At 53.0% G+C, this 12,483-nt stretch carries 11 protein-coding genes and 1 tRNA gene; 6 read left to right on the plus strand and 6 right to left on the minus strand.

Features of this window, described 5'->3' with window-relative positions; all coding sequences use genetic code 11:
- Positions 1-253 precede the first annotated feature (253 nt).
- A complete protein-coding gene (locus tag ABWV33_RS13715) occupies positions 254-670 on the plus strand; it encodes an Lrp/AsnC family transcriptional regulator (RefSeq protein WP_353331516.1) in 417 nt (138 codons plus the stop codon).
- Between the two features lie 35 nt (positions 671-705).
- Here ABWV33_RS13715 and ABWV33_RS13720 read toward each other — a convergent pair whose 3' ends face one another.
- The 6 genes from ABWV33_RS13720 to ABWV33_RS13745 form a co-directional block, all read right to left on the minus strand.
- A complete protein-coding gene (locus ABWV33_RS13720; protein ID WP_353331518.1) occupies positions 706-1,698 on the minus strand; it encodes an ABC transporter ATP-binding protein in 993 nt (330 codons plus the stop codon).
- Entirely contained in the window at positions 1,698-2,684 is a 987-nt protein-coding gene (locus ABWV33_RS13725; protein ID WP_113823495.1) for an ABC transporter ATP-binding protein, read from the minus strand. Before ABWV33_RS13725 ends, ABWV33_RS13720 begins: the two co-directional genes overlap by 1 nt.
- On the minus strand, positions 2,684-3,580 hold the full coding sequence (locus ABWV33_RS13730) for an ABC transporter permease (RefSeq protein ID WP_251134600.1): 897 nt from the start codon (positions 3,578-3,580) through the stop codon (positions 2,684-2,686). Before ABWV33_RS13730 ends, ABWV33_RS13725 begins: the two co-directional genes overlap by 1 nt.
- Positions 3,577-4,554, minus strand: coding sequence for an ABC transporter permease (locus tag ABWV33_RS13735; RefSeq protein ID WP_258547068.1), 978 nt, complete (start codon positions 4,552-4,554; stop codon positions 3,577-3,579). Before ABWV33_RS13735 ends, ABWV33_RS13730 begins: the two co-directional genes overlap by 4 nt.
- Before the next feature lie 58 nt (positions 4,555-4,612).
- Complete coding sequence (locus ABWV33_RS13740) at positions 4,613-6,190, minus strand: ABC transporter substrate-binding protein (protein ID WP_353331521.1); 1,578 nt, start codon at positions 6,188-6,190, stop codon at positions 4,613-4,615.
- Positions 6,191-6,295: 105 nt separating this feature from the next.
- Positions 6,296-7,231, minus strand: a complete 936-nt coding sequence (locus tag ABWV33_RS13745) for a LysR family transcriptional regulator (RefSeq protein ID WP_113823492.1) — start codon at positions 7,229-7,231, stop codon at positions 6,296-6,298.
- Positions 7,232-7,354: 123 nt separating this feature from the next.
- On the opposite strand from ABWV33_RS13745, the gene ABWV33_RS13750 reads away from it, so the two are divergent.
- From ABWV33_RS13750 to lipB, 5 genes are all read left to right on the plus strand, one after another.
- Positions 7,355-8,998, plus strand: a complete 1,644-nt coding sequence (locus tag ABWV33_RS13750; protein ID WP_353331523.1) for an amidohydrolase — start codon at positions 7,355-7,357, stop codon at positions 8,996-8,998.
- A complete protein-coding gene (locus ABWV33_RS13755) occupies positions 8,995-9,903 on the plus strand; it encodes a CobW family GTP-binding protein (protein ID WP_353331525.1) in 909 nt (302 codons plus the stop codon). The genes ABWV33_RS13750 and ABWV33_RS13755 overlap by 4 nt, the downstream gene beginning before the upstream one ends.
- Positions 9,904-10,046: 143 nt before the next feature.
- Positions 10,047-10,121: transfer RNA gene (locus tag ABWV33_RS13760), tRNA-Glu, on the plus strand.
- A 994-nt stretch (positions 10,122-11,115) separates the two neighbouring features.
- Positions 11,116-11,775: a DsbA family oxidoreductase gene (locus ABWV33_RS13765; RefSeq protein ID WP_353331527.1), complete on the plus strand. Its 660-nt coding sequence runs from the start codon at positions 11,116-11,118 to the stop codon at positions 11,773-11,775.
- Positions 11,776-11,816: 41 nt separating this feature from the next.
- A complete protein-coding gene (lipB, locus tag ABWV33_RS13770; RefSeq protein ID WP_353331529.1) occupies positions 11,817-12,473 on the plus strand; it encodes a lipoyl(octanoyl) transferase LipB in 657 nt (218 codons plus the stop codon).
- Positions 12,474-12,483 lie beyond the last annotated feature (10 nt).

A 12,483-nucleotide genomic window follows, 5' to 3' on the forward strand; every position in this document is an offset into this window, starting at 1 on the left:
TCCCATCCACCGGCGTGCGCACCTCAAGCGGGCCAGAATCCAGCTCAGCGTCGCTGAAACCAGCAGAATGGAGAATTGAGGAGTGGGACATGTCTATGCTGTCGTTTTGCATTGGGAGAACCCTCTTTCGCGCGTATTTGCATATTGATGCGAAGAGTGAACAAAACCCGCGCGCCAATCAGAACGACAGAAATTCTTGCAATTCGAGAAATTTCTGACAAAAAGTCATTCATCAATCACATGAGGGTCGACCATGGATGAGCTGGATCACAAGTTGCTTTTGCGGCTGACCAAAGACGCGCGGGCCACTGTCACCGATCTGGCAAGAGATCTAGGTGTTTCCCGGGGAACCGTTCAAAACCGGATCGACAAGCTACTGCATTTGAAGGTTATTCATCGGTTTACTGTCGAATTGGGGTCGTCAGAAGATGACCACCAAGTCAGCGCGTTCACCCTGATCCGCCTCAAGGCCGACGACGGGCGCGTGACCCAAGCGTCTTTGCGACGGATGGAAGCTGTCATGGATATTCATACGCTGAGTGGGAACTTTGATATTGTTGTCGAAATCCGCACATCATCATTGAAACGGTTGGACGGAATTCTGGATCAGATCAGAGCCCTACCTGATGTTGCGGAAACCCAAAGTCACATCCGATTATCCACGGGTTGAGCGCACAGCCTGTATGGCGTGCACTCAACCGGAAATTACACTGCGGCCTCTTCCTGCTCTGTCAAATGGCATGCAGTAAGGTGGCCTGTTCCAACGTTTTGCATCATGGGCTCTTGCTCTTTGCAGATCGGCATCACGTGTGGGCAGCGGCTGGCGAAACGGCACCCCGCAGGCAGATTGACCGGGTCGGGCGGATCACCCGGAATCAAAATGCGCTGACGCGCTGCCCGATCTTTGCGCGACACAGCAGGCACTGCCGACAGCAATGCCTTGGTGTAGGGGTGGCGCGGGGAATTAAACAGGCTAAGGCGATCCGCAAGTTCAACCACCCGCCCCATATACATCACCGCAATGCGGTCGCTGACATGTTGCACAACGCCCAAATCATGGCTGATGAACAGGAACGTCAGGCCAAATTCGGTTTGCAAACGCCGCAGGAGGTTTAGGATTTGCGCCTGAACAGCCACGTCCAGTGCTGATACCGGTTCATCACAAATAATGACTTCGGGTCGGGTCGCCAAGGCCCGTGCAATACCGATCCGCTGGCGTTGCCCACCAGAAAACTGATGCGGAAACAGGCGTTGCTGCTCTTTGCGCAGTCCCACGGCTGCAAACAGTTCATCAACGATCTGCTGTTTCTCAGCCTTGGTTTTGTCCGTCAAACTGTCAAGCGGTTCCCGCACCAGATCTTCGGCACGGCGGCGTGGGTTTAGGCTGGAATATGGGTCCTGGAAAATGAATTGAACCCGTTCGCGCATGGCTCGTAAAGCATCGCCCTGAACACCCAGAACATCCTCGCCGTCGAGTTTAACCGATCCGCCAGCAGCGTTTACAAGCTGCGCCACGGCCAGAGCCGCCGTTGTCTTGCCTGATCCGCTTTCGCCAACGATCGCAAGAGTTTCCCCTCGCCCCACGCTAAACGACACATCATCGACAGCTTTCAACACTGACTTTGCGCCAAACATGCCTTTGCGTTTGAGGGCAAAGTGAACGGACAAGTTATCAACCTGCAAAAATGGATCAGCCATCAAATTGCCTCCGCATGCCAGCAATCGGCAATCTGCCCGCCTTCAAAGGAAACCGGCTTAGGTCGTGCCTTGGTACAGTCGGGAGTTCGCCAAGCGCATCTAGACGCAAATAGGCATGAATCGGCGCCAAAATCGTTGAGCGATGGAACAATGCCCGGAATTTCCGTCAACTCCTCGCGCTCTTCGGTCAAGGGGGTGTGGATATGCGGGACGCAAGAAATCAACCCCTTGGTATAGGGATGGCGTGGGTGTTCGATGATTTGTTCGACAGGTCCGATTTCAGCCTTTCGACCGGCGTACATCACGATGACCCTGTCCGCCATTTCCGCGACCGCCCCCATATCGTGCGTTATGAGGATAATCGCTGTCCCGGTATCCCGTCGCAGATCCCGCAGCAGATCAAAAATCTGCGCTTGGACCGTGACATCCAATGCTGTTGTCGGTTCATCCGCGATCAGGATCTTTGGTTTACACGCCAAAGCCATGGCAATCATCACACGCTGACGCTGCCCACCCGACATCTGAAACGGATAAGACGAGACACGACTTTTCGCATTTGGAATACGCACGGCATCTAGCAGCTCAATAGCCATGTTCCAGGCGGCCCTGCGCGACAAACCCTGATGGGCCCGCAGAACTTCTGCGATTTGTTCCCCAACTGTGTAAACCGGATTGAGCGAGGTCATCGGTTCCTGGAAAATCATCGAAATATCGTTACCGCGTAGATCCCGCAACCTCGGCCGGCTCGCGGTTGTCAGTTCTTCCCCCGCAAATTGAATTGACCCGCTGGCAACACGGCCGATCCCCTCGGGCAACAACCCCATGATGCTGAGTGCAGTCATAGACTTGCCACACCCTGATTCCCCGACGAAGCTGATCGCTTCGCCTGCTGCCAGCTCAAAGGACAAATCGTCGATAACCGGTGCGACCCCTGCGCGGGTCTGCAATTCGATCCGCAAATTTTCGATTTTCAGTAGCGGATCCATTAGCGCTGCCTCAACTTGGGGTTTAGGGCATCGTTCAATCCGTCACCGACCAGCGAGATCGCCAGCACAGTCACAAATATCGCTAACCCCGGAATAGTTACGGTGTACCCAGCATCCAGAATGTATTGCCGGTTCGATCCGATGATCTGCCCCCAGCTAACGACGTTGGGATCTGTCAGCCCTAGAAAAGACAGGCCCGCCTCGAACAAGATCGCAGATCCGACCATTAGCGCAGACTGCACAATGATTGGCGGCATAGCGTTTGGCAGAATGACCCCAAACATCAGGTTCATCGGGCTGGCCCCTGCGGCGCGCGAGGCCGTGACATATTCCAGCTCGCGGATGCGGAGGAATTCCGAACGTGTAATGCGCGCCACTGCTGTCCAGCTTACAATACCGATGGCAAAGGTAATCATCGTGAGAGATGCCCCAAACAAGGCAACAATCACCATCGAGAAAAGCAATGTAGGGAGCACCTGAAAGAACTCTGTGATGCGCATCAACACCTCTTCGACCCAGCCGCGATAAAACCCGGCGAGCGCGCCAACCGTGACACCAATCACAACCGAGACCACAGCCGCGGCGAGGCCAATCAGCAAGGACACCCGCGCGCCGTTGATGATCATCGCCAACAAATCCCGACCCAAATAATCAGTGCCCAACAAGAATCCCTCTTCACCCGGTGGGGAAAACGGGGCCCAAACCATTTCGAACGGATCGATTGGGTAGAGGTAAGGTCCAATGATCGCACCCAACACGATCAGAAACAGCACACCTAACGCAGCCACAGCCGCATGATTGCGCAGGAACATGCTCCAAGCCTCTGCAAACGGTGAACGGGCTTGTTCAACGGGGGCCTCGGTTGGAGTGTTCACGGGGTCATTGTTCATGGTCATGCTCTCTCCCTCATGCGGGGATCAACCAGCCGCAGGGCCAGATCAGTCAACAGGTTGCCAACGATCACAACCAAAGCGGAAAAGAACAGGATTCCCAGAATAGTTGGCGTATCCCGTGCGATGATCGACTGGAACGCCAGCGTCCCCAAACCGGGCCAGCTAAAGACGGTCTCAACCAAGACGGCCCCGGACACCACAGCAGAGAGCTGCAAGCCAGCCAGTGTAATCACTGGAGAAAGCGAGTTTTTGAGCGCGTGTTTGTAAACCACCTGACGCTCTGTCAGCCCTTTTGCTTTGGCTGTGCGTACATAGTCAGAGCCCAGAACTTCCATCATCGTTGCGCGTGACAGACGGGAATACAGCGCTAAGAAGATCGAAGAAAGCGTGATTGTAGGCAGTACAAGGTGTCGGGTTACATCCCAGAAATGAACCCAAAATCCCCCGCTGATCGTCACATCCCGCATTCCCGCAACTGGGAACCACTGGAACTGGAGTGAAAAGCCGATTAGCAATAGGATCCCAGTCCAGAAGACCGGCGCGGAATACCCAAACAGAGCCAAAAATGTAACAAGGTGGCTGCTGATCCCGTTGGGTTTACGTGCCGAAATGACCCCCAACAAGACCCCCAGGAACAAGGCCAAGACCTGCGACGTGATCACCAACAACAACGTGGCTGGCAACCGTTCAAGAATAAGCTTGGTTACAGGCTGATTGTAAAAGAAGGAAAACCCTAAATCGGCTTGCAGAACGCCACCAATATAGCGGCCCAATTGAACGATAAATGGTTGGTCCAATCCATAGTCCGCTCGAATTTGGTCAAGCACTTCTTGATCTGCACCGCCCATCGATTGGCTAATCGTATCAGCCACATCCCCCGGCGCGAGGTGCATTAACGAGAAATTCAACACCAACACCGCCAACAAAAGCAGTACAGCATACATCACCCGGATCATCGTAGTCTGGAGAAATTTCACACGCGTGGCCCTTTGCAAGACAAAGCCGTGGCGACATCTGCCGCCACGGCTGTTCAGATCACTTTTTCAAGTAGGTCATGTCGATTGGCGTCGACGTGCCCCAAATGCCCAAAGGTGGGTTGCCGACTTTGTCGGAATACACCGTGTGATATGGGAGGGTGTTCGTGTGATATACAGGCAGTTCATCCGCGATGATCTGCTGGAACTCACCATACATCGCTTTGCGCTTTTCCGGATCATTTTCGCGCGCGGCCATATCAAGCAGTTCATCAACACGTGCGTTGGAATAACCCTGCGTATTCGACCAAACACCTTTGCCAATGTTATCTGACACATATGTCCGGTGCACACCGATAACAGGATCACCCCAGTTAAAGACGGTATCCCAGCTCATGTCGAAATCCATCTGGCCCATGCGTTTGGCCCATGTGGGGAAATCGGCACTTGCGCGTACTGAAACATCAATGCCAACTTTTTTCAGCGCTGCTTTGACGTATTCAACCTGCGGCTTCACACCCGGCCATCCAAAGTCGATGGTCAACGAAAACCGTTTGTCCCCGTCCATTGGGAACCCGGCCTCGTCCAGCAGGGCGTTGGCCTTGTCCAGATCGACATCATAGGCTTCGACATCGGTACTATAAAACGGGCTATCAGGGTGAATGCCTGTCCGGCTATCTTCGGACGTACCCAGCATCAGGGCTTTTTGGATGAAATTCTTGTCAATCGCGTAAGCTATCGCTTTGCGGACACGAACATCCTTGAGCGGACCCGATTGCGTGTTCATCGCCAGCCAATCAAGCGGTCCAATCGCGCCGTACCCTTCTGGAGTCACGCTCAGACCATCCACCTTTTTCAGCCGGTTGATGATACGCGGCAAGGACTCGAACGCCCCCATGTGCAATTCGCCATTTTCATAGGCGATCGCTCTGGCTGCAGGGTCCGTAATGATGCGCATCACAACCTTGTCCAGATACGGGCGCCCCTCAATGAAGAAGTCATCGAAACGTTCGAGGATAATGTGTTCACCGGATTTGTATTCCACCAGCTTGAACGGACCTGATCCCACAGGGTTCTCGTTATTTCGCGGATGTGTTTTTACTTCTTTGATGGGGACGTCGCCATACACGTGCTGTGGAATGATCGACATCAGCTGACCAGACATCGCCAGCATTAAAGCAGGGTGCGGTTTAGACAAGTTCAAGACCGCGGTATGGTCGTCTGGCGTATCAACCGAGGACACGGGAGCGAACATCGATTTGAACGGATGGTTCTCTTTGATCACTTCGACTGAAAACGCCACATCTTTGGATGTGATCGGGACACCATCGTGAAACTTGGCATTTTTAACCAAATTCAGGGTCACAGTCAGGCCATCTTCGCTGACTTCCCAGCTTTCGGCCAAGTAAGGCTGAGGTGTCCAATCTTCGTCATAACGCAGAGGCGACGCAAACAGTTGTGACCCGGGATATCCTGTTGCGATCCCCGACTGTACGGAAGAATTCAAATTTCGTACATTGGTCCCGATTACCGTAACCAAGGTGCCTCCCCGCACCGGTTCTTCGGCCGCGGCCTGACCTCCAATAACAACCGCGCTCAGCGCAGCAGAGGCTACCAGCCCCTTAATAAAGTGCTTCATGGATCATCCTCCCAGATGTTCTTTTGGTTATTGCCATGAAGCGTAGCCCAGCATTGTTACACCAGAAAACAGATTTAATATGTCACCTTGTTTGGTTTTTTAGGGTTACTGGTTTTCAGTGTCCCAGACAGTCAACGTGTCAAAGGCCCCTTCTCGCTGCAACCTTTGGCAATTCGCAATAAAAGCTCGCACAATCTTAGGTTCTCTCGCACCTGCCAGCGTAGCGATGCCAAAACTCTGCGCCGTTGGGGCTCCTTGGATTGGCAATGCGCGATATCCGACCTTTTCTTCATAGTAATCTGGCGGTCGAATATTCAGAATTGAATATCCAAATCCGCCTGCCACCAAAGCCCGTGCAATCTCGGCAGATCGCGTTGTATGTGCGATATTTGGGCGTAGGCCTCGGCGCTCAAAAAGCCCCGTAAAATAATCGCGTGTGCGAGGCAGGTCCAGCAACACCATTGGTCGATCAACCAATTCATAAAATGTCACTGATGGTTGCTTTGCAAGTGGATCATCCAACCCCACCAAGGCATAGGGCGGAGCCTCGAACAGAGGTTGAAAAGTGTGGTTTTTTGTAAGCCCCTCTGTGTAGGTGAACACCAGATCGGCTTTACCTTCGTTGAGAAACTCCAGAATAGTTTCGAGGTTCCCCTCCAGCACCTGCACCGACATTCCCGGAAATGAATCCGATATATTCTTAAGAATCGGTGGCAAGAATGCCGGAGCCGCAGTCGCATAACATGCGATCCGCACGTGTCCGGATGTGTCTCCACCAACCGACGTCAGCTCAGTTTCGAAATGGCGCGATTGATGGATAAAGGCCCGGATCAAATGCAGGGCTTCGTCCCCCGCAGGAGTCGCCCTGATTCCCTTGGCAGGTGTGCGCACAAACAAGTCATAGGTCAGCGACGTTTCAAGCGCATCAATCGCCGCGGTAATGGAAGATTGGGAAATAGACATTTCGCCCGCAGCTTGTGCAATCGACCCCAGTCGCCCTGCCGCTTCTACGTACCGAAGTTGCTTTAACGTGAAATTCATCGCCAATCGCCTTTCACTATTTTTCCGACCTTATAGCGCAATAAAAACCATTTTCCCAATCTTGCAAAGCCCCCTACCGTTTGTTGAGCACGCCCAAATCAGGTTCAACGCACGAGGTTTTCCATGGCAGACATCACGATTTTTCAAGCAAGAACCATTGTCACGATGAACCCCAGCGCACCCAAAGCGACCCACGTCGCAGTCCGGGATGGCCGCATTCTGGGCGTCGGGGCTTTATCAGACCTGCAAGGCTGGGGTGACTACGAACTTAACACCCAATTTGCCGACATGACCCTGATGCCCGGCTTTGTCGAAGGCCATGCCCATGCAATGGAAGGAACACTCTGGCGCCACGTTTATTGTGGCTTCTTTGACCGGATGGACCCGAATGGCAAAGTCTGGGATGGGTTGAAAACTCTGGATGATGTGCTTGATCGCCTGAAACAGGCCGAGGCGGAGTTGACCGATCCTGATGCACCATTGACCGGGTTTCAGCTCGATCCGATTTATATGGATAACATTACGGTCACACGCCACGATTTGGATCAGGTTTCAGCCACGCGCCCCATCGGCATATTGCACGCCTCGGGGCATATTTTGAACGTGAATACCAAGGCTTTGGAACTGGCGGGAATGATGCGCACCGGCCTAAACCACCCGGGCATCGAACTGGGCGCAGATGGAATGTCGATTGGTGTCCTCAAATCACCCGAAGTTTATATGCCGGTTGGACCGATAATTGGCTTAGATCGTGCCGCGACAGATGCAGATGAACCCGGCTTGCGTGATTTTGCCAAGCTTTGCGTTCGCACCGGTACGACGACTGTGACGGATCTGGCATCACGATTGGATGACAATGCCGTTGAAATGATGCTGCGAGTCACAGGGGAACCGACGTTTCCTGCTCGGGTTGTACCGTTGAAGTTTTTTATGGGACACACACCAGAAGAGCTGATTTCCATAACTCTGGAGCACAAGAAAAAATCAACGGATCAGCTGCGATTGGGGCGGATCAAAGTTATTGCTGATGGGTCGATCCAGGGCTTCTCGGCCCGCCTGCGCTGGCCCGGATATCACAACGGCGCACCGAACGGTCTTTGGTATATCGCTCCTGAGCAACTGTCTGAGATCTACCATCGAGCGTTAGAGGCAGACATTTGCGTTCATACACATACAAATGGGGATCAAGCCACCGACCTTGCGCTCGATATGCTGAGCCCTGCCCTAACTGCCCACCCGCGCCCCGATCATCGCTTCACGCTTCAGCACTGCCAATTGGCTGATCCGGCTCAGTTCCGCCGTATGAAGTCACTGGGCATGTGCGTCAATCTGTTTGCCAACCATCATTTCTATTGGGGGGACGAGCATTACCGCCTGACCGTTGGACCTGAACGCGCGGAACGCATGAATGCGTGCCGAACGGCTTTGGATAATGATGTGCCGATGACAATTCACTCGGATGCACCTGTAACACCGCTCGCACCGCTGTTTACAGCATGGTGTGCGGTGAACCGCATTACCGCCAGTGGACGTGTTCAAGGGGAGGCTGAAAAAATCAGCGTGGAAGAGGCGTTGCAGGCCGTCACCTTGGGCGCGGCCTATACATTGCATCTGGATGGGGAAATCGGGTCTATCGAGGTCGGCAAACACGCGGATTTTGCTGTTTTGGATGCTGATCCGACGACATGCGATCCCACGACCCTAAAGGATATCGGCGTCTGGGGCACTGTCCAAGGTGGGCGCATTTTTGCTGCGGCTGACCTGTGATACCGGTTACGACAATTGGCGGGTATCTTGGTGCTGGCAAAACCACTTTGATCAATCATCTTCTGCGCCACCCTGACGGACAGAAACTGGCCATTTTGGTCAATGAGTTTGGTGCCCTATCAATTGATGAGGACTTGATAGAAGCTCAGGATGACGACCTGATTTCTATCGCTGGTGGCTGCATTTGTTGCTCTTTCGGGGACAACCTTGTTGGCGCATTGATGGACTTGATGCAACGCCAACCACGCCCTGATCATATCGTGATCGAAGCGTCTGGTGTGGCCATTCCCGGAGCAATCGCCGCCAGCCTATCGTTAATACAAGGGCTAAAACCAAACGGTGTTGTGGTTCTTGCCGATAGCGAAACCGTGCGCGACCTCTCAAACGACACATACCTTGGCGACACAATCCTGCGCCAATTGAAGGACGCAGACCTTGTTATTGCCACCAAAACAGATCTGGTGGCAGAGTCTTGGTCTCATGACCTTGGGAATTGGCTGGCGACCGTGTCGCCGCGAGCAGCGCTTGTTCACGCCATTCAAGGGCGTGTTTCTTCAGACATAATCCTTGGCCCCAGGTCCCCCGAGATGCCTCCGGAACAAAGCCGTCATTCTGATTCATTGTTCAAAAGCAAGGTTTTTCCCATCTCTCGCCCTCTTGACCTAAAAGCGCTTGTGACGGGTCTGACCTCTCCTGAACTCGGCATAACGCGGGCCAAAGGGTTTGTTCTGACCCCAACAGGTGAAACCGTTTTGGTCCAAGTCATTGGGCGGCGCGCAGAAACCTCAACGTCCCCGAACAGATCACAGCACGCAGTCGTGTGCATTGGCCCAGCACACACAATAAACACCCAAGAATTAGACCGATTGTTTAACTCTGTCCGACAGGGGGCTCCGTCTATTTGAAGATGGAAGCGTGCAAGTTTTCCTGATCCTCACGTTTGCCCTTACCCCCTCGTCTTGAAAAAATATTCGAATTTCCCAAAAATCTTGAAATCAGCACTTGCTCCGGCAAGTTCGAAACCCTAAAAGCGCCACACAGCAAGAGTGGCCCGTTCGTCTATCGGTTAGGACGCCAGGTTTTCAACCTGGAAAGAGGGGTTCGATTCCCCTACGGGCTGCCACTTCTCCCCACAAGTCATTGTAATTGGTTGCAATTCTGCGAGCCACTACCAAGCTGTACCATCCATTGTACCAACACATGAATTCAACCCAACACGACTGGCAGCCCCCTTCCAGTCCAAGGCACAAGCCAGTCACAGCAGGCGCTCTAGGCATGTTGGACCGCCAACGCACAAGTCGCCCCCTCTATCAGGCTTCAACACAGTTAACTCCTACATTCAGCACGCTTGGTCACTATCAGCCCATTGCGGACATGATGTCTGAAACACAGGGGAAAGTTTCCGAGCCTAGAAGGCCTGGTAGCAAATGGTGATATGAAACTTATTCCACTTGGCGGAAGTCCCATCACTCATTGGCGCGACACAATCAGAGTTCAATTTGGGTTAGGGCTTCAACGGCTGGTAGGGCTGATTTGGAGACAGCGGCAACGCAACATCCCTTGCCTCTTTCAGAGGCTGCGAAAAGTCGTTCGCAAGGCTTTTCCAAGGTAGCTAAACCGCACACTCTTCGATCCCATTGCATTGTTCACTTAAGCCAAGCCCCCTCCCGGCATCAGACGCCACAAACTTGCCGCGTCAGATCCTGGTGGTTGGGGCAAATTCAAAGATGTCTCGGCAGTCTATTAAGTATCAGCAAGCAATAGTGCTTATGACACATTTGAACAGACACTTTTCCAAACTTCTGCAAGACAAGCCTCATAGTTCATAGCCGAATAAAAGTGCGCAGATGGGTAACCCTTGGGAAAGGCAAAGACCCAATTGCTGCGTAAGCTGCGATAGAAGCGCTCTGTGTCGCGAAAAACAGCAGGAGATGATGGGTTACGCTCCAACATTAATTTGATCTAGGGCACCATCCACGCGCATCAGGATCCATCGACCCGATGGAACCCTGGCCAGTCATGCACTAACTATTCACACTGCAGCACTCTAGTGGAGCTGTTCAACGATCCCTATCTATGGCCAACCTCTAATCCTTCCTCAGAGACAGGACCCAAATATGACCGAACAAATCACCCGCCCCAAGGTTCAAATCGACATCGTGTCTGACGTGGTTTGCCCGTGGTGCATTGTCGGCTTCAAACAACTAGACCAAGCGCTCTCAGATATTGGCGCGCAGGCAAATCTACTTTGGCACCCATTTGAGTTGAATCCAAACATGCCCGCTGAAGGACAAAATCTCGGTGAACACATCAGAGAGAAATATGGATCCTCTCCGGAGCAAAGCCAGCAAGCTCGGGCGCAACTCACGCAATTGGGATCTGATTTGGGATTTGCTTTCAACTTTTCAGACGACAGTCGTATAGTTAATACGTTTCAAGCACACCAACTGCTGGATTGGGCCGCTCTTCAAGGACGTCAGCACGTCTTAAAACTGGCACTATTCAGCGCTTACTTTACGCAGGAGCAGGACGTATCTGACAGCGACGTCCTTATCCGCTGCGCCGTTAGCGCGGGACTGGATGGCGACGCTGCGCAACAGGTCTTAAGCTCAGGCAGCCATGCCGCGTCTGTAAGAGAGAAACAACAATTCTGGACCGAGCGTGGCATTTCGGGTGTCCCCTCCATGGTGTTCGAAGGCAAATTCTTGATTACCGGTGCGCAAGGGGTCGAAACCTACACACAAGTTTTGCAACGCGTACTAGAAGAGAGCGTCTGAGCCCCCTTCCCCCTTTTCCTCCAACCAGATAAGCAGCCGCAATGGAATGGATTACTTCAGACGGTTTGACCGATTACGACACGGCTGTTGCCTTTATGGAATCACGGGCTGCGTATATCGCCGCAGGCGACGCAGACGAATGTATCTGGTTGGTCGAACATCCCCCACTTTACACAGCAGGCACATCCGCCAAGATCGAAGATCTAACGGATCCGGATCGCTTTCCGGTTTATCCCAGCAAACGCGGTGGGCAATACACCTATCACGGTCCCGGACAACGTGTGGTGTATGTCATGCTGGATGTGGGCAAACGCGGGCATGACGTGCGCCGTTTTGTGAAACAGCTCGAGACTTGGGTCATCGCAGCGCTAGCCGAGTTCAACGTGGTTGGGGAAATCCGAGACGGGCGTGTCGGTGTGTGGGTTCAGCGCGATGACAAACCCTTGACTGCCACAGGGGCCAAAGCCGAAGACAAAGTCGCGGCCATCGGTATCCGGCTGCGCAAATGGGTAAGTTTTCACGGCATTTCAATTAATGTCGAACCAAACTTAGATCACTTCACAGGCATAATCCCCTGTGGCATCACCGAACATGGGGTGACTAGCCTTGTCGATCTGGGGCTCCCAGTGACAATGGACGATGTTGATGTTGCTTTGAAACGCAGCTTTGAACGCGTGTTCGAACAAAACAACGGTTAGCGGCTTAAGA

This window comes from Phaeobacter sp. NW0010-22 (genome assembly GCF_040365955.1).
In the GTDB taxonomy this organism is placed as follows: Bacteria; Pseudomonadota; Alphaproteobacteria; order Rhodobacterales; family Rhodobacteraceae; genus OMPR01.